At 41.8% G+C, this 25,584-nt stretch carries 19 protein-coding genes; 5 read left to right on the top strand and 14 right to left on the bottom strand.

Annotation, left to right across the window (positions count from 1 at the left end):
* Position 1: 1 nt before the first annotated feature.
* The 3 genes from CWC16_RS10105 to fusA all read left to right on the top strand — a co-directional run bounded on the left by CWC16_RS10105 (position 2) and on the right by fusA (position 4,655).
* Complete coding sequence (locus CWC16_RS10105) at positions 2 to 1,624, top strand: ATP-binding protein (RefSeq protein ID WP_138541453.1); 1,623 nt, start codon at positions 2 to 4, stop codon at positions 1,622 to 1,624.
* 15 nt (positions 1,625 to 1,639) lie between these two features.
* A complete protein-coding gene (locus CWC16_RS10100) occupies positions 1,640 to 2,365 on the top strand; it encodes a response regulator (RefSeq protein WP_138541452.1) in 726 nt (241 codons plus the stop codon).
* A gap of 205 nt (positions 2,366 to 2,570) precedes the next feature.
* Positions 2,571 to 4,655, top strand: coding sequence for an elongation factor G (gene fusA / locus CWC16_RS10095; protein WP_138541451.1), 2,085 nt, complete (start codon positions 2,571 to 2,573; stop codon positions 4,653 to 4,655).
* A gap of 662 nt (positions 4,656 to 5,317) precedes the next feature.
* On the opposite strand, the gene mdoH is transcribed toward fusA, so the two are convergent.
* From mdoH to CWC16_RS10020, 14 genes are all read right to left on the bottom strand, one after another.
* On the bottom strand, positions 5,318 to 7,279 hold the full coding sequence (mdoH, locus tag CWC16_RS10085) for a glucans biosynthesis glucosyltransferase MdoH (RefSeq protein WP_138541449.1): 1,962 nt from the start codon (positions 7,277 to 7,279) through the stop codon (positions 5,318 to 5,320).
* Entirely contained in the window at positions 7,251 to 8,870 is a 1,620-nt protein-coding gene (locus CWC16_RS10080; protein WP_138541448.1) for a glucan biosynthesis protein G, read from the bottom strand. Before CWC16_RS10080 ends, mdoH begins: the two co-directional genes overlap by 29 nt.
* 326 nt (positions 8,871 to 9,196) lie before the next feature.
* Complete coding sequence (locus CWC16_RS10075) at positions 9,197 to 11,926, bottom strand: ExeM/NucH family extracellular endonuclease (RefSeq protein ID WP_138541447.1); 2,730 nt, start codon at positions 11,924 to 11,926, stop codon at positions 9,197 to 9,199.
* 130 nt (positions 11,927 to 12,056) lie between these two features.
* Positions 12,057 to 13,067, bottom strand: coding sequence for a porphobilinogen synthase (gene hemB, locus CWC16_RS10070; RefSeq protein WP_138541446.1), 1,011 nt, complete (start codon positions 13,065 to 13,067; stop codon positions 12,057 to 12,059).
* Between the two features lie 12 nt (positions 13,068 to 13,079).
* Complete coding sequence (locus CWC16_RS10065; protein WP_138541445.1) at positions 13,080 to 14,927, bottom strand: sensor domain-containing diguanylate cyclase; 1,848 nt, start codon at positions 14,925 to 14,927, stop codon at positions 13,080 to 13,082.
* Positions 14,927 to 15,712 carry a TatD family hydrolase gene (locus CWC16_RS10060; RefSeq protein WP_138541444.1) on the bottom strand — a complete coding sequence of 262 codons (786 nt, stop codon included), beginning with the start codon at positions 15,710 to 15,712 and terminating at the stop codon, positions 14,927 to 14,929. The genes CWC16_RS10065 and CWC16_RS10060 overlap by 1 nt, the downstream gene beginning before the upstream one ends.
* The gene (locus tag CWC16_RS10055; protein WP_138541443.1) at positions 15,712 to 16,242 is read right to left on the bottom strand and encodes a hypothetical protein; all 531 of its coding nucleotides are present in this window, start codon (positions 16,240 to 16,242) and stop codon (positions 15,712 to 15,714) included. Before CWC16_RS10055 ends, CWC16_RS10060 begins: the two co-directional genes overlap by 1 nt.
* Before the next feature lies 1 nt (position 16,243).
* On the bottom strand, positions 16,244 to 16,984 hold the full coding sequence (gene tatC, locus CWC16_RS10050) for a twin-arginine translocase subunit TatC (RefSeq protein WP_138541442.1): 741 nt from the start codon (positions 16,982 to 16,984) through the stop codon (positions 16,244 to 16,246).
* A 48-nt stretch (positions 16,985 to 17,032) separates the two neighbouring features.
* Positions 17,033 to 17,362, bottom strand: coding sequence for a Sec-independent protein translocase protein TatB (gene tatB / locus CWC16_RS10045; RefSeq protein WP_138541441.1), 330 nt, complete (start codon positions 17,360 to 17,362; stop codon positions 17,033 to 17,035).
* 5 nt (positions 17,363 to 17,367) lie between these two features.
* Complete coding sequence (tatA, locus tag CWC16_RS10040; RefSeq protein ID WP_055015555.1) at positions 17,368 to 17,622, bottom strand: Sec-independent protein translocase subunit TatA; 255 nt, start codon at positions 17,620 to 17,622, stop codon at positions 17,368 to 17,370.
* A 79-nt stretch (positions 17,623 to 17,701) separates the two neighbouring features.
* Entirely contained in the window at positions 17,702 to 19,306 is a 1,605-nt protein-coding gene (gene ubiB, locus CWC16_RS10035) for a ubiquinone biosynthesis regulatory protein kinase UbiB (RefSeq protein WP_138541440.1), read from the bottom strand.
* A gap of 9 nt (positions 19,307 to 19,315) precedes the next feature.
* Positions 19,316 to 19,999 (bottom strand): ubiquinone biosynthesis accessory factor UbiJ, encoded by a 684-nt coding sequence (locus tag CWC16_RS10030; protein WP_138541439.1) that lies wholly within the window; start codon positions 19,997 to 19,999, stop codon positions 19,316 to 19,318.
* Positions 20,000 to 20,010: 11 nt separating this feature from the next.
* A complete protein-coding gene (gene ubiE / locus CWC16_RS10025) occupies positions 20,011 to 20,766 on the bottom strand; it encodes a bifunctional demethylmenaquinone methyltransferase/2-methoxy-6-polyprenyl-1,4-benzoquinol methylase UbiE (protein WP_138541438.1) in 756 nt (251 codons plus the stop codon).
* Positions 20,767 to 20,861: 95 nt separating this feature from the next.
* Positions 20,862 to 21,848, bottom strand: coding sequence for a GGDEF domain-containing protein (locus CWC16_RS10020; protein WP_055015558.1), 987 nt, complete (start codon positions 21,846 to 21,848; stop codon positions 20,862 to 20,864).
* Positions 21,849 to 22,204: 356 nt separating this feature from the next.
* Here CWC16_RS10020 and CWC16_RS10015 point away from each other — a divergent pair, with 356 nt between their 5' ends.
* Together CWC16_RS10015 and CWC16_RS10010 are read left to right on the top strand one after the other, a co-directional pair.
* The gene (locus tag CWC16_RS10015; protein WP_138541437.1) at positions 22,205 to 23,983 is read left to right on the top strand and encodes a DUF885 domain-containing protein; all 1,779 of its coding nucleotides are present in this window, start codon (positions 22,205 to 22,207) and stop codon (positions 23,981 to 23,983) included.
* Positions 23,984 to 24,078: 95 nt separating this feature from the next.
* Positions 24,079 to 25,560, top strand: a complete 1,482-nt coding sequence (locus CWC16_RS10010; RefSeq protein ID WP_055015560.1) for an FMN-binding glutamate synthase family protein — start codon at positions 24,079 to 24,081, stop codon at positions 25,558 to 25,560.
* The last annotated feature ends 24 nt before the right edge of the window (positions 25,561 to 25,584 follow it).

Here is a 25,584-nt window from a genome sequence, read left to right as displayed (position 1 = left end):
AATGATCAACACCAACAAGCTAAACCCTTTGCAAAGCATGGTCAAAAAACCTAAACGATTAGAAACACGTTTAATTATTTGGGTAACAGGGCTATGTGTTTTACAAGCAATATTGTTTGGGGCGTTGGTGTATCAGCTTACAGCGCAAAGCTTACATAACCACATAGGTGATAAAGCACTGGCTGTAGCTAATAGTATTGCAACACGTATAGATGTAATAAATGCGTTAGAGGTAAAAGATGACTTATCAGCGTTTAACTCGCAAATAGAGACTCTTACAGAGCTCACCGGTGCTGACTTTATTGTAGTTGGCGATGTTAATGCGCTGCGCATTATACACCCTGATGAGCACAAAATTGGCAAACCTATGGTTGGGGGGGATAGCAAAAACGCCCTTAATGGCGAGCGCTATATATCGGTTGCGCATGGCAGTATGGGGGAGTCTATTCGTGGAAAAGTGCCCGTATATAATGCTAAGAATGAAATTATAGGCTTAGTGTCTGTTGGCTTTTTAGTGCAATCAATTAATCCGCTTATTTTATCACGCAGTGCTGAAATACTTATTTGGGGACTGCTGCTTGTTGGCTTGAGTATTGTAGCGGCTGTTTATATTGGGCAGCGAGTACGTAACGCAATATTTGGTTTACAACCTGATGAAATAGGAAGGTTATTTTCAGAGCAGGATGCTATTTTAAATACGGTTCGTAGCGGTATTATTGCACTTGAACCCGATGGAAAAGTCCGAAAGTTAAACCAACGTGCCTGCGAAATTCTTGATAAACCAACATCTACAATTAATCAAAGCATCACCCTTGAAGAGTTACTACCAGAACATGCTGAATTTTTACTACGAAATCAAAGCCGTAAAATAGTTGGGTTTGAGCTATTTGCAGCAGATAAACGGATTATTTTGTCGCGTTTTTCTTTACAAGTTCAGGGACAGGCCGATGGTATTTTACTCAGTATGCGTCCATCTGATGAGCTAGAGTATTTAAGTCAGCAGCTTACAAAAGTACAAGCATTTGCTGAGCTACTACGTGTGCAAACCCATGATTACTCAAATAAACTAAACCTGATTGGGGCTTTGGTGCAAATGGGCAAAAGTGAGCAAGCAATTGAACTTATAGGGCAAGAGAGTCAAGGCTCTCAAGCGCAAATTCATAACTTACTTGAACGAATTCAAGACCCTGTACTAGCCGGTTTGCTAGTAGGTAAATACCATAAAGCACGAGAGCTTAATGTTACATTAGAGCTAAACCCAGATAGCCTGCTAGGTGTTATAGCCCGCAAAGATATGCTCGAAAGGGTAGTCTCTATTTTAGGCAACTTAATAGATAACGCCATTGAAGCGGCTATTAGAGCTTCTGGTACTCGGGTCCCGGTGGTAAGAGTGACCGTAGATGAAACCAGTCAAACTTTATTGTTTGATGTGGAAGATACCGGGTTTGGCTTAGGTTCAGATCACGAGTTTATTTTTACGCCACAATTTAGCTCTAAAGCTGGGGCGCAACATGGTATTGGTTTGTATTTGGTTAAAACCAATTTAGATTCGTGCCGTGGTAGTTTAGAAATAGGTGAGTCTGATTTACTAGGGGCGCGCTTAAGTGTTTATATTCCAAAATAATAAGAGTAATTAAGCATGACCTATTCTGTAATTATAATTGAAGATGAAGTTGAAGTAGCACAGCTTATTGCACAGTATTTATTGCTGCCAGGCGGTGCTGCGGGAAGTCAAATTGCAAAGCAGAGCTTGCGCCAAGCACAGTATCAAGTGGTTGGTATTGCAGGTAATTTAAGTACTGCGACAGCTTTGTTACAAGCGATAGAGGCTGATCTTATTTTACTCGACATACACCTGCCTGATGGTAGCGGACTGGATTTACTATCGGATTTACGCCGCCGTGAAATTAAAAGTGAAGTAATGATGCTTACAGCGGCTAAAGAAGTCGAAACGCTTGAAAAAGCAATGCAACTTGGCGCCTGCGACTTTTTAGTTAAACCGTTAATGTTAAACCGCTTAGATCTAGCGTTAGCGCGTTTTGAAACGCGCCAGCAATGTTTTTCTGATGCAAACGAAGTAACACAATCTATGGTTGACTCTTTGTTTGGCTCTAAAGAGCAAACTAAATCAACGGCTAGATTGCCAAAAGGGGTTGATCAGCTTACCTTACAGAAAATTCATGATGCATTTGTACAACATGACACCAGTGCCTTTACTGCTCAACAAATGGGCGATTTAGTTGGAGTGAGTCGTTCAACTGCTAGGCGCTATTTAGAGTTTTTACTAGAGTCTGATAAGCTAAGTGCTGATCAAAGCTACGGCAGTATTGGTCGACCGGAGCGTTGCTACAAAATAATTAAGTAACTTTCTAAAACCAAGATTACAGGAATAAAACATAATAGTTTTAGTGGTTTATTTAATAATCAGTGCTATTTAACCAGTGCTGAATGTAAATCTAGAAAAATTTTATTGAATTGATTGCATTTTAAGCGACTTGTATGGTGATGTTCGCTTTAAGTAATGCTATACTCCCGCCGAATAATTTATCGACTTTATTAAGAGTAAAATAATGGCAGATTTATCGAAGTACAGAAACATTGGTATTTTCGCGCACGTTGATGCGGGTAAAACCACGACTACTGAGCGTATCCTGAAGCTTACAGGTACTATCCATAAAACAGGTGAGGTTCATGATGGTGAATCTACTACCGATTTCATGGATCAAGAAGCTGAGCGCGGTATTACTATCCAGTCTGCGGCAGTAAGCTGTTTCTGGAAAGATCACCGTTTCAACGTTATCGATACTCCTGGACACGTTGACTTCACCGTTGAAGTTTACCGTTCACTTAAAGTATTAGACGGCGGTGTTGGTGTATTCTGTGGTTCTGGTGGTGTTGAGCCACAATCAGAAACTAACTGGCGTTATGCTAACGAATCAGAAGTTGCACGTATTATCTTCGTAAACAAATTAGACCGTATGGGTGCTGATTTTTACCGTGTAACTGAGCAAGTACGTAAAGTACTTGGTGCTGTACCACTAATCATGACTTTACCAATCGGTATTGAAGACGATTTCGTGGGTGTTGTAGACGTGCTTACTAAAAAAGCATACATCTGGGATGAGACTGGTCTTCCTGAAAACTACGAAATCACAGACGTTCCTGCAGACATGGTAGAAAAAACAGATGAATACCATGAAATGCTTATCGAAACTGCTGTAGAGCAAGACGATGATCTAATGGAAGCGTACATGGAAGGTGAAGTACCTTCTTTAGAAGATATCAAACGTTGTATCCGTAAAGGTACTCGTGACCTTGCTTTCTTCCCTACATTCTGTGGTTCTGCATTCAAAAACAAAGGTATGCAACTAGTACTTGACGCTGTTGTTGATTACTTACCGTCTCCTACAGAAGTTGATCCTCAACCTCTTATGGATGAAGAAGGCGTAGAAACAGGTAATCACGCGATCGTATCTGCTGATGAAACGTTTAAAGCGTTAGCATTTAAGATTATGGATGACCGTTTTGGTGCATTAACATTCGTACGTATTTACTCAGGTAAACTTAACAAGGGTGACACTATCCTTAACTCGTTTACTGGTAAAACAGAGCGTGTTGGCCGTATGGTTGAGATGCAAGCAGATGAGCGTAAAGAGTTAACTTCAGCGCAAGCTGGTGACATCATTGCAATCGTAGGCATGAAAAACGTACAAACTGGTCATACGCTATGTGATCCGAAAGACAAAGTAACACTAGAGCCAATGGTATTCCCAACGCCAGTAATCTCGATTGCTGTACAGCCTAAAGATAAAGGCGGTAATGAGAAAATGGGTATTGCTATCGGTAAAATGGTTGCAGAAGATCCGTCTTTCCAAGTTGAGACTGATGAAGATTCAGGCGAAACTATCCTTAAAGGTATGGGTGAGCTTCACTTAGATATCAAAGTAGATATCCTTAAGCGTACTTACGGCGTAGACCTTGTTGTTGGTCAACCACAGGTTGCTTACCGTGAAACTATCACTCGTGAAATCGAAGATAGCTACACGCATAAGAAACAATCTGGTGGTTCTGGTCAGTTCGGTAAAATTGATTACCGCATCAAGCCAGGCGAAGCGAATTCAGGCTTCACGTTCACTTCATCAGTTGTTGGTGGTAACGTACCTAAAGAATTCTGGCCTGCAGTTGAGAAAGGCTTTAAGTCAATGATGGACGAAGGTGTTCTAGCTGGCTTCCCAGTACTTGACGTTGAAGTTGAGCTTTTCGACGGTGGCTTCCACGCGGTGGATTCATCTGCAATCGCATTCGAAATCGCTGCTAAAGGCGCTTTCCGTCAATCGATCCCTAAAGCCGGCGCACAACTTCTTGAGCCAATCATGAAAGTTGACGTGTTCACTCCGGAAGATCACGTTGGTGACGTAATCGGTGACCTTAACCGTCGTCGTGGTATGCTAAGCGACCAAGAAGCTGGTTTAACAGGCGTTCGTATTAAAGCAGACGTTCCGTTATCAGAAATGTTCGGTTACATCGGTTCACTACGTACAATGACATCTGGTCGTGGTCAGTTCTCTATGGAGTTCTCACACTACGCAGCTTGTCCACAAAACGTTGCTGACACTGTAATCGCTGCAGAGAAAGAGAAAAAAGCAGCTAAGTAATTAGTTCTGTAACTCTTTAAAAAAACCCGCACATGTTGCGGGTTTTTTATTGCCTGCGATTTAATTACTCACTGAGTTATACCAATCCGCAATAATATTTAATCATTTAGGGACTAAAAGTGTCGCTACCTGCGTTAGAACATTCTCCTTTAGAACAACTAAATAGCGGGTTTTTTGCCTAGCTATCCACTCATTTATCTATCTTCAAAATAGATCACTTAATTAAGCGGGCTGGTGTTGGCGATTTCTATAGCAGTAATATTTATAATGACAGTTTAAATAAAGGGTTGTTTAAAATAATGCGCTTTAAATGGCCTAATTAAAGCTGCAGTGCTAGCGGCTTAGTTTCGCAAAGAGTGCGCAAGAGCGGCTACTTGATGCAGTAAATTATACGTGGATTAGCTAGACGCAGTTATAATACCAATTCGCAATAATATCTAATCATTTTGCGGGGCTAAACGTGTCGCTATCTGCGTTAAAAAATTCTCATTTAGAACAACTAAATAGCGAATTTTTTGCCTTACTATCAACACGTTTTTCCATCCTCAAAATAGATCACTTACTTATGCGGATTGGTATCAAAGAGAAGTTATATCAGCTTATTTTAGGTATAAAAAAAGGAGCGTTCATGCTCCTTTTATATTTAATACGAGTACATTGCGCTAATTAAACTTCTTAATCGCTTTAGCTCTTAGCGCTTTCATCTTTGGCTGGCGAGGCTTATTAAAGCTTTGTATTGGCATAACCACTAAATGCTCTTTTGGCAGGGCTGGCACCGTTTTAGGGTATTGCCCAGGCTCTGGTACCGAAATCTCTTTTAAATGCACTTTAAGGTTGTTTAGCATAGGGTCGTTATCAACTTCGCTAGGGCAAATAAATATACCCATTTTACGCAGCTGTACCCCTAACTTAATACTACTGGTGTAGCGTATTATTGGTGCCCCAAGTAATAGGCCCAGTAATATCGGTGATAGCCACCAAAAGAATACTGGCGTAAAGTAATAGGCTGTAGCGCCCCATACTATAGCAACTAGAGTAGAGAAGAGGGTGTAATTAAACGCTTCTTTCCACGGTACCATTCGGCCTTCGCGTGGCTGTGCATCCCACTTAACTTTTTTACCTAAAAATACACATACTACAAAGTAAGCATGGAACACCATCATAAGTGGTGCCACTATAATGGCAAACACAGTCTCTATTATTGAGCCTAGTATTAATTTAAATGAGCCACCGAAACGCTTATTTCTGTGTATGAGCGTAACTATTACACCCATTAATTTAGGCACCAGTAATATAATAATGGTTAAGTAAAGCAATGAATCTATTAGATCTGTTTTAGCTATTTGCCACGTAGGGAACAACTGATAGACCCGGTTAAAGTAGACATCGCTATTTAAAGCACGGGTTACTGCATCTATGGTGCTTAAGGCCAGCATTGATAGCCAAATAAGCGATGAAATATAAGCGGTTGCACCCAATAAAAAGTGAAACTTACTCATTAGCTTTAATTTAGACGAACCTAGTAGACCAAGGTGCTGAATATTACCTTGAACCCAACGTCTGTCGCGTATGGCGTAGTCTAAAATGTTACTTGGCACTTCTTCGTAGCTGCCTTCAATATCGCTAAGTAAAAGTACATCCCAGCCTGCACTGTGTAGGAGTGATGCTTCTACAAAGTCATGGCTTAAAATTTCGCCACCAAACGGTGCATTGCCTTCAAGCGTAGGTAAACCACAATAGTTAATAAATGCTTCAACGCGAATAATGGCATTGTGGCCCCAATAGTTAGCTTTGTCGGTTTGCCAAAAAGCAGACCCCGTTGCCAGCATTGGGCTATAAAGCACAGAGGCAAATTGTAAAAAACGACCAAAGTAGGTGTCTTGGCGAACCGGAATAGGGATAGTTTGAATTAAACCCGCTTGCGGGTTTTTGATCATGCTAGTGGTTAGTTCTAGCATACATTTACCCGTCATTACGCTGTCGGCATCAAGTACAATCATGTGGTCGTATTGGCTGCCCCAGCGCTCGCAAAAGTCGGTTAAGTTACCTACTTTACGGTGTTTATTATCTTCGCGACGACGATAGAAAACCTGTTTTGCAGTATCACCTAAACGCTCACAAAGAGCATGCCAAGCGCTTAGCTCGTTTTGTGCTATTTCAGGGTCTTGCGTGTCACTCAATAAATAAAAGTCAAAATTGGCAAGTTGCCCTGTCTCTTTTAGTGATTGTAAGCTCACTTCAAAGCCGGCGATAACACGGTGCGTGTCTTCATTATAAATAGGCATAACTACCGCGGTTTTTTGCTGGGCAAGCGCGGCATTGTCCAGCTCAATAGGCTTGATGCGCCTTAAGGTGAGCGGGTCAATACGAAATAATTGCAGTACAAACCCTATCGTGCCGCTACAAAATGCTGTAACAATCCACGCAAAGGTGATTGAAAATAAAACCAATAGCGCGTATTCAAGCAAGGTCATTCCGTTTGAGCTTAAAATCTCAAACATAATGGAGATGCCGTACCCTGAAACAGTGAGTGCTGCAATGGCAAATAACCATACGCGCAGTGTTTTGAATGGCATTGGTGTGCCTTTTCCTTTATTACTTGATGTCATTTGGGTACCAAACATAGCTCCATACCTCACTAATTTCTTTATCACGAAGTTTTAACGATAAACGCATATCTACCGGTTGATCGTCCTGAGGTGCAATTTTAAACGCTACTCGCCAACCAAGAGATTTAGGAAGTTTTTGCACTGTTACATCCCTTACTTCACCTGTTGTTAGCTGAATGTCGGCGTCAAGTGTTAGCTTTTCAGACAGGTTGTTTAAATCGGGACCTGCAAAGTCAACGGTAAATTGGCGATGACTTTGCGGTGGTGGGTTATCTTCACCTGGCAGCGCTGCGCTACCAATACGTGTGCGTGTTACACGTGCTTTTTGATGCTGAGTTAAATGGGCGTTAAAAGTGCTCATTTTGTAGCTTAACTTTAATGAATCTCCCGCTTTCATTGGCTTTTCTGGCACCCAGTAACTTACTATATTGTCGTTTGTTTCAGTGTCTGTTGGTATTTCTACTAGCTCAACTCGGCCATTCCCCCACTCACCTTGTGGCTCTATCCATAGGCTTGGGCGGTCGTGGTAGTGTGCTTCAGTATCTAAGTAGTTATTAAAGTCACGGTCACGCTGTGCTAAACCAAATCCCTTGGGGTTGGTGTACGAAAACGAGGTGACGCTTAGCTGTGATGGGTTGTTAAGCGGGCGCCATACCCATTTATTATCAGCTGACTGGGTTAATAAGCCGTCTGAGTCGTGTACTTCTGGGCGGTAGTCATCAAAAAACTTAGTGCTGTTTTCACCGTGGTAAAACATACTGGTTAAAGGGGCTACGCCTAGCTTTTTAATATCTTTACGGGCAAATATTTGCATATCAACATCAACTAGCATGCTGGTTGTAGGGTCAATATCAAATTTGTAAGCGCCTGAAACCGATGGGCTATCAAGCAATGCAAAAATAGTGATGTTGGTTTGCTCAGCTTGGGGTTTAACAAGCCAAAACTCTTTAAACATAGGGAATTCTTCACCCGATGTTTCGGCGGTGTCGATTGCTAAACCACGCGCAGATAAACCATAAACTTGATTTGGCCCAACCACTCTAAAATAAGAGGCACCTTGAAACACCATCACCTCATCTTTGTACTCGTTTGTATTAAGTGGGTAATGTAAACGAAAGCCCGCATGGCCGAGCTGCGTGTCGGCTATGCTTTTTGCTATTTCGTCTTTTAATGGGGCAGCCGTACCATCGTATTGATAAAAATCAGTGCTAAACGGGAGGCGGTTACGTTTTGAGTCGCCTTCTACTGTATTAATTGTGACCGGTGTTTTATATAAAAAACCAGGGTGAAAGAGTTGCAGCTCATACAAGCCTTCATCTTTCCACACGGATTTTTCCTGCTTAAAGCGAATCGAGCGGTAATCTTGGTAATTAATGTTGTTTAGCGCATCTAGCTCTATATTTTTAGGAGGTGTGTATTCTTGTTCGGCTAATTTTTTAGCGCGGGCGCTTATTACTTCAAATAGGCTTTCTTGCGGAATTGCTGCATCAACACTTGCTGCTATTGCCTGCGTGCTATAGCCCCAACCAGAAAAAATAAAAAGAAGACCCAATAATGGCGTTGCTTTTTTCTGCCAAGTAGGAGGTGTTTGGGTTAATTGTTTCATTTTCATTCCTTTATAAAAACACGACTTATTTTTACGCTTAGGGTTAGTTACTTAACTACTTCACAATGGTGACGAATTTATAGTGCAACTTTTAATCCGCAAATGAAGTGTTTATATTTTCAACAGTTAGTCATATTGAAAAGGGTTCTAACTACGGCTTATGTGTAAAAATTACTCATTTAATGTATTTGTTGCGCGGCTAAATCGTTCAATAGTTAATAAGCGGTATGGAAGATATTAAGGGATGTTTACTGAAGCTTGTCTGAATTACATTTTTATAAACATAAAAAAAGCCGCAAAAATGCGGCTTTAAAACAAATTACTCGTTATTTTTTCTTAAATCTGCGCACTAGTGAAAGTGGCGCTAATAAAAGCGATAACCAAAGTAGTGATCCTGAGTCATTATCGTCATCACCACGTAGGTTGTTGACTCTAACTACAACTGTTTGCGCTTCAGATACGTTACCTACACTATCTTCTGCTTGTACTGTCAGAGTAATACGGTTTTCAAACTCGTAATCTACTTCGCTTGCAACAATTAACTGACCTTGCTCGTTAATTGATACAGAATCGTTACCTGATACAATAAATTTAACCACAGGTGATACATCAGCGTTAGGGTCACTAAAATCAAGTGTACCAATGACTGTGCCTATTGCGCTGTTTTCATCTACTGTGAATATTTGATCAGGTGCAATTACCGGTGTTTGCTCTTCAGGGGTAAGTACCACCTCAGATTTTATATCAACAATAACTGGGTCGTGATCAGATGCACGGTATGGCCCTTCTGCGTATAGCGTAGACTGATGACCTTCACTCTTATACTCTAGGTTGTAATCAAGCAAGATAGGCTCATCAGCATTGATATGCCAATCATTTGCTGCAACAACTTTGCTTAGTAAAGACTCGGTTGCTAAAGCATGATCAAGGCTACCTGCACGGCCAGAGAAGCTATAAGAGTAGCTTAGTGTATCGCCATCAAGCTCTGCGACTACGTTTTTATAGCCTTTCTCATCAAACTTACGGATTGGATCTTCCATTGCGTAAGCGTTCATATCACCAACAAGAATGATATCTTCATCATCTACGCCAGTAGGTTTGCTATCTAGCCAATCAGTAAACGCATCAGCAGCTTCGGTACGAATTTCATTCCAACAACCTTGGCCATCACCTAGGTCGTCGTTATTATCATCACCACAGCTTCCTTTAGATTTAAGGTGGGCTACAGAAACGGTAAATACTTCATCTGTTGAAAGTGACTTAAAGCTTTGCGCAATAGGTGCACGGTTGCTGTAATCAAATGGGTAATCAGTAGTAATAGCGGCTGTACCTACCTCTTCAACTTTATCTGCGCGGTAAATAAGCGCAGTGGTAATTGCATCAGTACCAATTTGGGCCACGTTAAAATCTACAAACGCGTAGTTGTTAGCGCTGTCAGCATCGTTTAATGCATTCACTAAACTTGCAATAGCGCTAAACTCACCAAAGCCGTCGTTTTCTATTTCCATTAATCCAACAACATCAGCTTGCATTGCACTGATTGCGCTCACAAGTTTTGCTTCTTGGCGAACAAACTCTTCTTCTGAGTCTGCACCACGGCTAGTAGGGAAACCACCGCCTTGGCCATCACCATTAAAGTAGTTAAGTACGTTAAAGCTAGCAACGCGTAAATCGGCCTCTTCACTTTGCTCCGGCGCATCTTCACGTGCATTAGTCGCTATAAACTGCGGTGTAACAGTTGGGTGAATGCGATAGGTACTAAAGCTGTATGCAACTACGCCTGTCACTGCATTTACTGTATCGCCAGTGCGTAGTGTGTTTTCTGCCGATAAACCTGCCGCAGGGTAAGCCGTTGGATCTGAGTTTTGAGCTGTAGAGCCATCATCTAATAAGATTTTTTTAGTTAAGTTAGCTGCTTCAACTGCATTTGCAGCATCGCCAGGTAAGGCAACTTGCGTACCTTGGTATAAACGCTCAGTGGCAAGTTCTACTTCACCATAGCGACCTAAGCCATAGTTGTTTGTAACAACTAACGTTTGATCTAGGCTTACAAGCATACCTTCGTAAGCTTCTAAGTCGGCTTGGCTATTTAGAGGCAAGCTTATAGAAGTTGCAGTAGCTACTTCGTCAGTACCACATACTGCAATTTGCGTTACATCTGCTAACTGGGTTGAATCATAGTATTCATCAACCGTACCTTGTACGCGAACGTGATCGCCTACATTTACATCGGTATCGGTGAAGTATACAAATAGACCTTCAGAGGTCATTGGGTCGTTATCTACATCTGCTGCAAGCGAGGTCACAAAGAAACCATCTAAGCCATCTTCACCTTGAAAATCAGCGGTGACAATACCTTCAATTTCAACAAGGGTATTAACTAATGGGCTTGCATCACCAGCACCTTGTACAGCGCTAATCAGCGTTTTATCTGCGCCACATACAAGCGGTTCTAGTGGTTCTGGCTCAGGGTCTGGCGCAGGAGCCGTACCACCGTCGCCAGCGTGTGAGCCTAAGCCGTCAAAGGTGTCAATATCAAACTGTTCCCACTCATCGCTCGGGCTAAATGCTGAGGTTGAGTCAGTTCGTCCCGTTGTAATGCTATTTTTTCTTCGTAAGGTTTTATTTTGAGTTTGAACGGTATCATCAGACCAAAAAGAGCCAGGATCAACACCCACTTGGCCAAAGCTGTCAACAACTACACCATCTTTAGTTAAAACAAGGGCATCGTCACCGTTGTAGTAAGTTACAGTGCTCGTTGTATCTGCAATATCAAGTATTTCAGCGGCTGCACCGGGGTTTGAAATGATATAGGTGGTATTGGCAGCCAATGTGCCCGTTAAATCAATTGAGTTGCCAACCGAACTACTACCATTTGAATAAAGGCCTAACGTATACCCTTCAAGAGAAAGCTCGGTATCAGCATTGTTATAAAGCTCAATCGCTTTATTGTTGCTGCTGCCTTCAATGTATTCAGAAATGATTAGATCGGCGGAGGCTGGTGCACTGAGACTCGCTAATACAAGCGCCAGTGGCGTTACTTTCGTTTTTAACATTTTTTATTATTCCCGTGTATTTAAATCCCAAAATGGGACACCAGTTTAGGCAATCTAAATGACAAAAAGAATACAAATATGTTAATGATTGTAAAAAAATTAAGGCGGCGTACCGCCTTTGATAACATCTTTACTTATTTTTCAGCCATTGCGCGGCCTGCTTGGCAAAATACGTTAAAATTCCATCCGCTCCAGCGCGTTTAAATGCCAGTAAAGATTCCATAATTGTGGCCTCTTCACTCAACCAGCCGTTATCGATTGCCGCTTTGTGCATTGCATATTCGCCACTAACCTGATATGCGAAAGTAGGTACACCAAATTCATCTTTAACACGGCGGACTATATCAAGGTACGGCATACCGGGTTTCACCATCACCATGTCGGCGCCTTCTTGTAAATCAAGTGCCACTTCACGAATTGCCTCATCGGAGTTGGCAGGATCCATTTGATACGTTTTTTTGTCGGCCCCTTTCAAGTTACCTGCAGAGCCTACAGCGTCTCTGAACGGCCCATAATAGCTAGAGGCATATTTAGCTGAGTAAGCCATTATGCGTGTGTGAATATGTCCATCTGCTTCAAGTGCTTCGCGAATAGCACCAATACGACCATCCATCATGTCAGAGGGTGCAACTACATCTGCGCCTGCCTCGGCGTGCGAAAGCGCCTGCTTAACAAGAATTTCAGTGGTTATGTCATTAATTACATAACCTTCATCATCAATAATGCCGTCTTGGCCATGAGTAGTAAATGGGTCAAGGGCTACATCGGTAATAACCCCAAGCTCAGGAAAAGCTTCTTTTAAAGCGCGCACTGTACGTTGTGCTAAGCCATCTTCATTGTAGGCCTCTTCGGCCATTAAAGATTTTTTGTCAGCAGGGGTTACCGGAAAAATAGCGACGGCAGGTACACCTAAATCAACTAATTCTTTAGCTTCTTCGAGCAGTAAATCAATCGATAAGCGCTCTATTGAGGGCATCGATTCAATTGCTTCACGGCGGTTTTTACCTTCAAGTACAAATACCGGAAAAATTAAATCATTTACCGATAGTTGGTTTTCGGCCATTAAACGGCGAGAAAAATCGCTACGGCGCATTCTACGCATGCGGGTATATGGGAAAAGGTCGAGTCCTGATTGGGCCATATTACTAAGCTCCTACTGTGGGATTGGAAAACTAATTACTTGATTTCGGCCATGTTGTTTAGCGAAATAGAGCGCTTTATCTGCGCCGTCTGTAAATAGCTCAGGGTTACTAATATCGTTCACTACAGCGCTGTTTACGCCAGCACTAATGGTTACTTTTACGGATGTTCCGGCTACGTTTACGGTATGACTCTCTACGGCTTGGCGAATTTTTTGGGCAATATCAACCGCCCCTTCTTTTGAGGTATTAGGTAGCAACACAACAAACTCTTCGCCGCCGTAGCGAGCCACTTCATCCAACGGGCGTTTTAAATGCTGTTTTATAATGTCGGCTACAGCGCGTATAACTTGGTCGCCGGTTAAGTGTCCGTAGTTATCATTTACGCGTTTAAAGCGGTCTATATCGAGCATAATTATACTCAAAGGCGTTTGTTCACGCCGCGAGCGACGCAGCTCCATCACTAATTTTTTATCAAAAAAGCGACGATTTTTAACGCCACTCAGTGAGTCTTCCATATTAAGTAGCTCAAGCTCGCGGTTTTTGTCTTCTAGTTCGCGCAAAGTAACTTGTAACTCAAAGGTGCGCTCATCAACTAGCGACTCTAATTCTTTTTGTGTTTGGGCTTGCAGCGCGAGTCGCTCGTTTAATAGTGTATCTTGGGCTGCATTTTCAGCAATCAAGGTTTGTTGAGCAATAACTTGTTCGTCACGCTCTAAAATAAAGCGCTTCATAACGCCATAACATAGGCAAAATGTACTACCAAAAAAGCATATAAAAACAAAAGCTAAGCTACTTCTGCCTAAAGGGTATAAGCCAAATACAGCAACAATCAGGTACAGCATAACAAGTAAAAATAGTATAAGTGCAATTAGCAGTGCTTGAATCGGTTTTGCGGGCGTGTTTTGTTGGCAGATGTAGGTGCTGATCAAGCAATAAATAATAACAATTGGGGTCGCCAGCAAGCTAAAATAGGTAAACACTATACTAGGTAAAGCCCACATAAACAGCAGGCTAATAGCATAAATATTAGCAATAATGGCTTGCCATTTTAGTAGTTTAGAGGCTTTAGGTTGGCACAGTTGTTTTTGTAGCGGCACAAAAATAAGCGTAGTGAGCATTAGTAAAACAGGTATCATTACTTGCTGTAATGATGGCGAATTAGGATGGAAATAACGAGCGCCAAAACCACACAAATAAGCCAGTAGCACTCCTAAGGTCAGCGTGATAATGCCAGCATAAGCAAAATACAATTTGCGTGAAAACCCATACAAAACCAAGCAACTCATGGCCAACGAAAATAAAAAACCAATAAGTAGGCCGTAAATTAAATTAAGCTTACCTTTATGGGCTAAGTAGGCATCTTGTTGCCATAAAGTAAGCGGGATACGCAGCCCAGCAATGTTGCTTACCTTAACTATTACGGTACTCGTACTATTTGGCGGCAACCTCAATTTTGCTAATAAAGACTCGCTTTTTATTAGCCGTGATGAGAGCTTAAAGTTATCGCCAGTTTGCGTGTGTGAGAGCAGTGCTGAATTATAAAAATGAAAAACATGTGCTTCATTTAACAGCGGGTTGTCGAGTGACAGGATAGGGCTAACATTCTTATTTAAGGCGTTTTTAACCGTAAACTTTACCCATACAGGGCGTTGTTCAAACCCTAAATTTAATGGCTTATTGCTCACTGTTTGCCAGTCGTTAACCTCATGGTAGGCATTGTTTGCTGTGGTGGGCGTAAACGAATAGCTTAGGGTGTCTATTTTTATTGATTTAAAGTTGTCTGAAATAACAGGGCTTGCAACACTGCAAAATGCACAAAGGAGCATAAATAGGCTAAATAGCGCCTTTGGGCTTGTCATTAGCGACCCGCTATATCAAATAAGCTATAAAAGTTAGCCGTACTATGGGCGGCAATAGTACTTGGTTCAACGTTGTAAAGTTTAGCGAGTGTTTCACACACATAACTCAGATAAGCTGGCTCATTTTTACGTGATTTAGGTTTAGGGGTAATCGTGCGTGGAATTAAAAAAGGCGCATCGGTTTCTATTAATAACCGCTCAAGGGGGATACTCGGCACCAATTGTTGCAATGCTTTACCGCGGCGCTCGTCACACACCCAACCAGTAATGCCAATATAAAGGCCTAATGCTAAATAATGTTTAAGCGCTTGGGCATTGCCTGTAAAGCAATGCAGCACGCCACGTACGTTATAGTCAGCCAAAATATTTAGCATATCTTCGCTTGCGTCACGTTCGTGTAAATAAACAGGTAGGTTTAGTTTTTCAGCTAACGCTAACTGGCGTTTTAATACGCTGCGCTGAATATCGCGAGGAGAAAAATCGCGATTATAATCAAGCCCGCACTCGCCAATGGCAACAACGCAATCGTTACTAGCAAGCTGCGTTAAAGTGGTTTCAAGTTCATTGGTGGCGTCTTTGGCGTCATGTGGATGCACGCCAGCAGTAGAAAACTGATTATAGTGTTTAGCTAATGTAAGCGATTGTTCGCTGCTAGGCACATCGCAACCAATCAGTAACATCGCTTGCACGCCCGCGGCATTGGCGCGGGCAATAATGGCCTGATGCTCACCATCAAATTGGTGATTGGTTAAATTAACGCCGGCATCAACTAACGTGTAGGTCATTACTGAGTGCGCTTCACACGAATTGAACGGTTTTGACCATCTTTACGAAGTAAAAAAGAATTAAATACACCGCGGCTAATAACCACTGTATCCGACTCTTTTAATTTAAGGCTGTCAGAGCCGATTTGGCGCCATTGTTGACCGTTATCAAGGGTAATAATGAGTTCGCCATAAGGGGCTTTTCTCACTGATGATACTGATGCAGTGACGTTTTCGTCTTTATCTTTAGTGATCTCTTTATGCTCAAGGCCAAAATCATCTGCTTTGGTAGCAGGCGCAGCCTGTGATACAGCTGCAACTGGTGCGCTTACATTTGGCGATACATTCGTTACCGCTTTAGGTGGAGTTAATGTTTTTTTCTCACTAGGTTTAGTAAGCGGTTTACCTGCCACTGTGTTGTCGTAACATAGTAAACGGTTGAAATCGTTTTCAATAAAGCTACATGCTTGTAAAGCTTGTACGTTAATTTCTTGCGCTGCAAAGGTTGGCGCGCTTAGTAAAACCAGTAGTGAGAGTAGTTGTTTTTTCATTTTATTCCTCAGATTCCTGTTGTTCTTTAGCGCTATAAAATTTCGCTAAAATTAACCCTAGCTCAAATAAAAGCAGCATAGGAAGTGCTAATAATGTTTGTGATAACACATCGGGCGGCGTTAAAAACATTGCTACAACAAATACACCTACCACAATATACGGACGTTTTTGTTTTAAACTCTGTGTGGTTGTCGCACCACTCCAACATAGCAACATTATGGCTACGGGAATTTCAAATGCTACGCCAAATGCAAAAAATAATTTAAGTACAAACCCTAAATAGCTACTAATATCAGGTGCTAGGGTCATCATTTGAGGCCCTACACTGGTAAAAAAGCCTAATATAATTGGGAGCACTATAAAGTAGCAAAAAGCAATACCACCATAAAATAACAAAATGCTAGAAGCTAATATTGGCATCAGCATACGTTTTTCGTGCTGGTATAAACCAGGTGCTATAAATCCCCAAATTTGATGCAATATCCACGGAATAGCGCCAAACAAAGCAACAAATAGCGTGAGTTTAAACGGTGCAAAAAACGGCGCCGTCACATCAGTAGCTATCATAGTGGCTGTGTTTGGTAAATGTGCAACTAAAGGAGCGGCTACAAACTCATAGATGTCATTGGCAAAATACACTAGACCAATAAATATTACTAAAATACTTAAAAGTGATTTAATAAGCCGATCGCGCAGCTCAATTAAGTGAGCGACAAACCCTGATTTAGCTTGTTCAGACATTATTTTTTATACCACGTAATAAGTTGACCACAAATAGGGGAATTAATTTCACTTTTTTTCATCGAGTTGTTCGTTAGATGACGTGCTTGAAGTGCTTTTATAGCTATGAGTAACCGACTGCGCTGCTTTTTGCAGTTCATCGACTGATTGCTGTAGCTCAGGGCTTAAATCTTTCAGCTCTTGTTGCTCTGCTTTTTTTAGGTTTTCGTGAAGCTCGTGTATGCGCAGCTCTTCACTCACTTCTGCTTTAACTGAGTTGGCCATCGATTTAACTGTTTTTATCCAGCGCATTACAGTGCGAATGGCAACGGGTAATCGCTCAGGGCCAAGCACCACTAGGCCAACAATAAAAACAACAACGAGCTCCCACATTCCCATATTGATTAAACCTTAGTATCGTCTTTGGTTTTTTCAGTATTTTGCCCTTGTGTAGGTGCTGCTTTTTGAGACTCTTGGATTTGTTCAGCTTTTTCGTTTTCAGTCTCTTTGGGTTGATCATCAGACATGGCTTTTTTAAAGCCTTTTACTGCACCGCCTAAATCACCACCCATACCACGCAGCTTTTTAGTACCGAAAAGAAGTACGATAATCGCTAAAACAATCAATAATTGCCAAATACTAATGCCGCCTAAACCCATGATTATCTCCAAATGATAAATGCTTAAATGTTTATTTTAAGTACTAATTATACGCCCTGTGGCACAAATAGCACTTAGTTTATGTGTTACGCCACGCCACGATAAAACTCACTACCGACGCTGCTAATGTTACGCCTGCCGCTATAAAGTCGTGCTGTAAATAACATAATGCCGACACAATCAGTGAAGCACTGCCAAACAGGCTAAGTACGAGCGCTTTATGTGACACTTTATTTGGCTGAGAGTGCTGCAATTGCGGACTACGTTTTAAATTTTGATAAATCAAATCAGGTAGTTCCGGCATTTTTTCAGCCCAAAATGGCAAGTTAGCATACATTTGTTTCATTACTGATAATGGACCAACTTGTTGTTTTACCCAATCTTCTAAAAATGGCTTAGCGGTTTTCCACAAATCAAGTTGTGGATAAAGCTGACGCCCTAAGCCCTCAACGTATAATAATGTTTTTTGTAATAATACTAACTGCGGCTGTACTTGCATGTTAAAGCGTCGTGCGGTGTTAAATAAATTAACCAGTACATGCCCAAACGATATCTCAGCCAGTGGCTTATTAAATATAGGTTCGCATACGGTACGAATCGCAAATTCAAACTCTTCTATGCTGGTATCAGGCGGAACCCAGCCCGAGTCAACATGTAGCTGAGCCACTTGGCGGTAGTCACGATTGAAAAAGGCGATAAAGTTTTCAGCGAGATAACGCTTATCTTCTTTGTTTAAGGTGCCAACAATACCGCAGTCGATACCAATATACATGGGGTTTTCAGGGTGCTCGCGAGAGACAAATATATTGCCTGGGTGCATATCAGCATGAAAAAAGCTGTCTCTAAACACTTGCGTAAAAAACACTTCTACACCGCGCTCAGCCAGTAATTTCATATTGGTATTTTGCGCAATTAATGACTCGGTATCCGAGACGGGTATGCCGTAAATACGTTCCATAACCAATACATTACTGCGGCTGTAATCGCTATAAACAGTAGGGATATATAATGAGTCAGAGCCTTCAAAATTACGCTTAAGTTGTATGCCATTTGCGCCTTCGCGCATTAAGTCGAGTTCATCGAGTAAGGTTTTTTTATACTCTTTGACCACTTCAACAGGGCGTAACCTTTTTGCTTCGCTGTGTACTTTGGCAAGGACTTTAGCGAGCTTTTCCATAAGGGCTAAGTCGGCATCAATTTGGGTTTTTATGTTTGGACGAATTACTTTTATAACAACATCTTGGGTATTGTTATGGGCATCAACTAGCGTTGCAGTATGTACTTGTGCAATAGACGCTGAAGCTAATGGAGTTTGCGAAAATTCACTAAATAATTGGCTTATATCGCTAATTTCGAGTGACTTTTCAATTATTTTTTGGGCAAGTTCGCCTTCAAATGGCTCAACTTGATCTTGTAAAAAGGCAAGCTCTAACGCAATGTCGTGCGGGAGTAAGTCTCTACGGGTAGAGAGCATTTGGCCAAACTTAATCCACACAGGGCCAAGCTCTTGTAAAGCTAAGCGCAGTCGCAAGCCCGCTGGCTTGTTCTTGTGCTGGTTACGTAACCAAAATAAACTACCGCGCGCAATTTTAGCGTACCACGGTACTTTTTGTTTTGGTATTAACTCATCTAATCCGTAGCTAAGTAATGTTTTAGTGATGTAATACAATCGAGCAGTCGACACAAAAAATCCTTAGCGGTTGCTAGTGTTAGAAGAGTTGATTAATGCATTTATGCGTTGTTCAATAGCGGCCACCTGCCCTTTTAATGCTCGGTTTTGTTGTTTAAATTGTTCAAGCTCTAAAGGGTGAATAGTTACAGCGAGCTCATCTTGGCATAGGCTGGTTAAAGTGGTGCTAATTTGCTGACGTGTTTTACGCTCTTTACTGCGTAAAGCGTTTAGCTGTATGTAAAGTTGTTGTGCGGGCACATCGCCAATATAGTGCGATAGTTGCTCAGGCCAATCTATATCTAGGCCAGAAAATGCGGCACTGTAAGCCTGAGCGACGTTTAAGTCGCCTTGCAGGTCTAGCTTATCTTGACGAATGAGCTGTGTCAGCATAGCTGGGTCTTTAAGCGCCATGAGTGTATCTATATCGGCGCTGATCATACACTCTGCGCTATCTTCATCGGTGGCGCTGTAAAGGTGTAATTGTTTACCATCAAAGGTTAATGCTATTTGCTGCTGCCAATTGCGGATTTCGACCTTTAATGGTTTGTGCTTAACGGCACTGAGCTTATCTATCAAGGTGGCGTCGAGTTGCAGTACCTTATTGAGTACTCGTTCTACAAGCGAAAGTACAAAATTAGGTAACATAAAAAACTGCGAATCGGGTTTTGCTGCGACCACATGTTCGCTTTTTTGCTCAAACGCCATAACTGCCTACCTTAATATTTAAAACCACGGTGCAGTGCAACAATACCACCGGTTAGGTTTTGATACGTTGTTTGTTCAAAGCCTGCTTCTTCCATCATTGCTTTTAAGGTTTCTTGGTCTGGGTGCATACGAATTGACTCAGCTAAGTATTGGTATGACTCACTATCGTTTGCCACTACTTTACCCATAGTTGGTAATAGATTGAACGAGTAAAAATCGTACGCTTTACTTAAAATTTCATACTCAGGCTTGGAGAACTCTAATACCAATAAACGTCCACCTGGCTTTAAAATACGGTACATAGAGCGCAGAGCTTTGTCTTTATCGGTTACATTACGTAGGCCAAAGGCAATCGTGATCACATCAAAGCTGTTATCTGGAAATGGCAGCATTTCGGCATTCATTTGTACGTAGTCGATATTGCCAACTAAACCCAAGTTGTGCAGCTTTTCACGGCCCACTTTTAACATAGACGAGTTAATATCGCCTAAAACCACTTGGCCGGTATCACCGACGAGTTGGCTAAATTTTGCTGTTAAATCGCCAGTGCCGCCTGCTAAGTCAAGGACGTGGTGGCCTTTGCGCACACCAGAGCTGGCTATAGTTTGACGTTTCCATAAACGATGTACACCAAAAGACATTAAATCGTTCATGACATCGTACTTTGCTGCAACCGAGTGAAATACGTCTGCAACCATTGAGGCTTTATCGTTTTCGGCTACGGTTTTATAGCCAAAATGCGTGGTCTTTTGCTCTGTTTCGTTCATGATTAGTCTCTATCGTGGCAATAAAGACTAGTGTACTTGATTGTATACTGCAGGTGCAATTTGAATATGATTTATCAGGTAATTTAGCGTAAAACCTAGTGACCAGCTGTAAAGCTACTTTGCCCCAGTGAGCGTGCTTTAAATGCCGCTTGCGAGGCTTTTTTAGCTAACTGGTTAAAGTCATCATTTTTGAGTTGCTGCGCTATACCTAAAGATAAGTTAATGCCAGGCAGCTTGGTGCCGCTTTTTGAGCTAACAAAACGAAGTTTTTCTACGCCATTACGCACTTTTTCAGCAATAACATTGGCGGTTTCGGGGTCTATATCTGGCAGCAATACGGTAAATTGATCCTTTGCTGTGCGCCCAGGTAAACCACTTTGGAAGACATATTTTTTTACTTGTTTAGCCACTTTGTTCAATATCACTTCGCCAATGATGTCGCCGTAATTATCTACAAAATGATCTAAATTATCTATTTGAATAGCAATTGCGCAAATTGATTTGTCTTGCCTGCTCCATACTTGGGTTTGCTGTGTTAAATAATGGCGTTTATACAGCCCCGTTTGCGAGTCAATAATGTGTTGCTTACGTAATTGCGCTAGCTGCTTTTGGGTTTTTTCGTGCAATTTTTTTGCTTTGAGTAGCTCGTGTTTAAAGTGCTTATGCTGCTCAAGCAAGGTAGCAGATTGCGTGTTTAACGTATCGAGTGCTTGGCGGCTTTGCTCTATATTGTTCTCATCAAGCGAATGCATGCACTCACTTACTTGGCCGGCAAAGCTAGTAATTTGTTTTTCGGTTGATTGCGCATTGCGTGATAGCGAGTCAATAACTCCGTTTACGTTATTGATCATCGCCACTTGCGTGGTATGCCCTTCGTTTAAAAACTCAAAGTAGAGCTGCTCAATAAAAATACTATCGATATGCGCTTTATTAGTAATGGCTTCGTCTATAGTGTTATTTAGCTCAGTATTTACTTTACTAATGTAGGTATAAGCAACGTGATAATTTAGCGGGGAGGGGGGTAGCGTATGACGTTCTAAAAACAAGCATACATTCGTCATTTTTTCTTGAGCTACAGCCATGGAATCATGGAACATCATTTTAACTACCAACTAAGTACGCATTAAATTACACATTAAAATAACTCTTCAATGAGGCGGTAATGCATCCAAGCTTTATTGTTTTTTACTACAATAATCGTTAAGAAGGCTATTTAAAAGTAAAAACCAGTATTAGTGAACTTAAATTTTTACTTTTGCAGCCTAATAGCTGATTTTATCATCAAAGAGCACGTATTTAGCTTAATTTAGGCTGTTTCAGCTTGTGGTGGCTGGCTCCAACTAAGCGTGTGTGATTGAGATTAATCGCATTTGTCTTGCTATTTACTCAGCCTACGATAGTTTTGTGAAATCTATTGTATGGTTAAGTAAAAACTAAAATGAATTATTCCTTACCCCCGCGAATTTGCCGCACACTAATAGCACTATCACTTTTTGGTACGCTAAGCGCCTGTACATTAACAAGCACCAACGCTAACACACAATTTGAGCAAGTGGCGCAAAGTATTGTTGATTACCGCCAAAGTGTTAATCCCTACACACACCCAGAAGGGGTTGATGGCTATTTATTACCAAATTTATCGGCTGAATTTTTAAAGCAACAATACGAGGAAAAAACAGCTTTATTAAGTCGCTTAGATGCAATTGATAGCGACCAGCTTTCAAGCGAAAACAGTATTAACCTCAGTATTATTCGTGCGCAAGTACAAAACAGTGTTGATGAATACGTATTTAATGCGCACTACATGCCGTTAACCTCTGAGTATGGGTTTCATTCTAGCTTGTCTTACATGATTAATAGTTCGCAGTACAAGCAACCGCAACAGTTAGTAACGTATTTAGCTCGCCTTGAACAAGTACCACGCTTTTTTGAGCAAAATATACACTGGATGAAAAAGGGGCTCGAAACGGGACTTACTCAACCACAAGCGGTACTAGCAGGGTATGAAGACTCAATAAGCGCATACATAGTGGATGATGTAACACAGTCAGACTTTTACTCCCCGTTTAAAACGAACACGGCAGGGCTAAGTGAAAACGACTTTAAAGCGCTGCAACAAAAAGCTAAACGCATCATAAAAAATGATGTAATTGCTTCCTATAAAGCGTATTTAACATTTTTTACTACGCAATATAAGCCCGGTGCGCGCACTACAATTGGTATTTCGCAAACTCCAAATGGCAAGGCGTTTTATAAAAACCGTGCCCAGTATTATACCACCACCAACATGAGCATTGATGAAATACATCAGCTGGGGTTATCTGAGGTGGCGCGTATCCGCAGTGAAATGGAAGAAATAATAAAAGAAGTCGGTTTTAAAGGCACATTTGCCGAATTTATTCACTTTTTACGTACCGATCCGCAATTTTATGCCACCACCCCAGAGCAGCTTTTAAAAGAAGCAGCTTATATAGCTAAAAAAATGGATGCGCAACTACCTAAGTTATTTCATACATTGCCGCGTATGCCTTATGGCGTTGCGCCCGTGCCTGAGAGTATAGCCCCAAAATATACAACTGGGCGCTATGTTGGCTCGAGCCGAAGCGATCAAGCGGGCTATTATTGGGTTAATACCTACGCGCTAGATAAGCGCCCGTTGTATGTATTAGAAGCACTCACTTTACACGAAGCCGTACCTGGTCATCACTTGCAAATATCACTTAATGCAGAGCTTGAAAACTTACCAAGCTACCGCCGCGATGCTTATCTTTCGGCTTTTGGTGAAGGCTGGGGGCTTTATTCTGAATACTTAGGTATAGAAGCCGGTTTTTACCAAGACCCATACAGCCGATTTGGCCGTTTAACTTATGAAATGTGGCGTGCAGCACGTTTAGTGGTTGATACCGGTATGCATATGTACGGCTGGAGCCGCGAACGCGCTATGAACTTTATGAGCGAAAACACGGCGCTTTCATTACACAATGTTAAAACCGAAACTGACCGCTACATTTCATGGCCAGGGCAAGCGTTGTCGTACAAAATTGGCGAGCTGACTATCAAGCGTTTACGTACAGAAGCTGAGCAAGCGCTTGGAGCGCGTTTTGATATACGTGAGTTTCATCATCAAGTTTTACGTCACGGCTCAGTGCCATTATCTGTGCTTGAGGAGCAAGTGCGTTTATACATAAAAACTGAGCTTGAAAACACGCAAAGCTAATTCTCAAAGAGTATAAACCTTGAACAACGATAGGCGTTGTGTCATTTTGACGCAACGCCTTTTTTATTTTTAAAAACAGCCATCAAGGGGGTTGGATGAGCGATTTTATTATTTTTAGTATTGATGTATTTGCGAGCATTTTTATCGTTGCACTGGGGTTAATTGTTCTTACCGTTATTGTTTTTTATTTTCGTGATATTACCCAAACAAAGCATGCAATTAGACGAAATTACCCAGTAATTGGCCGCTTTAGATACTTTTTTGAGCGCCAAGGCGAGTTTTTTAGGCAGTACTTTTTTGCCCTCGATAGAGAAGAAATGCCGTTTAACCGAGCAGAGCGTAGCTGGGTGTATCGTGCTGCAAAAGATGTCGATCGTACCGCTGCATTTGGTTCCACGCAAAGCTTAGAGGTAACAGGTACAGTGATGTTTATGAATTGTGCGTTCCCTACCTTAGATGAGGAGGCGCTTGACCCAAGTAATGTCACCTTGGGCCCTTATTGTAAAACGCCGTATACCACCAACTCATTGTTTAATATATCAGGTATGAGCTTTGGTGCGCTCTCAAAACCGGCTGTTAGAGCGTTATCAAAAGGGGCAAAATTAGCCGGCTGCTGGATGAATACCGGTGAAGGCGGGCTGAGCCCTTATCATTTAGAGGGCGGCGCCGATTTGGTGTTTCAAATTGGTACGGCTAAATATGGTGTGCGTGATGAGCTTGGAAATTTAAGTATCGATAAGCTAAAAGAAATAGCGGCGCATAAAAGCGTAAAAATGTTTGAGCTTAAATTAAGCCAAGGTGCCAAACCAGGTAAAGGCGGCATGTTACCTGGTAAAAAGGTTAATGCTGAAATTGCTAAAATAAGGGGCATTCCTGAGGGCAAAGATTCAATTAGCCCAAATGGGCACCCAGAGATTAAAAAACCCAGCGACATATTAGATATGATTGCCACGGTGCGAAACGCCACAGGTAAACCTACCGGATTTAAAGCGGTTATTGGTGATTACACTTGGCTAGAAACGCTATTTGCAGAAATAAACCATCGCGGGCTTGAATCTGCCCCGGATTTTATCACTATTGATAGTGCCGATGGGGGTACGGGGGCTGCACCTCAACCATTACTCGATTCGGTCGGGTTACCGCTGCGCGAAAGCTTACCGTTGGTTGTTAATATGCTTGAAAAACATGGCTTAACAGGGCGGGTTAAAGTAATTGTATCGGGTAAGTTAATTGTGCCCTCTAAGGTGGCATGGGCGCTTGCTTTGGGTGCTGATTTTGTTGTTTCTGCTCGTGGCCATATGTTTGCGTTAGGCTGTATACAGGCCATGCAATGTAATAAAGACACCTGCCCAACCGGTGTCACTACCCATAACGAGCGGCTACAGCGTGGGTTAAATGTTGCCGATAAAGCCCAGCGAGTTGCCAATTACAATAAATATATTCATTACGGTGCTGGCTTAATTGCCCACTCATGTGGTGTAACGAGTGCGCGGGAATTAAGGCGTAAACACGTGCGTATAGTACAAGAAAGCGGGCTGTCGGAGCCACTTGATAAAATTTACGAAAATTACCACTAATAAGTAGTAATAAAGGCGCTTTAG

The sequence above is a fragment of the Pseudoalteromonas sp. S3776 genome, assembly GCF_005886915.1.
Lineage (GTDB): Bacteria > Pseudomonadota > Gammaproteobacteria > Enterobacterales > Alteromonadaceae > Pseudoalteromonas.
This window is presented reverse-complemented; position numbering and strand designations above follow the sequence as displayed.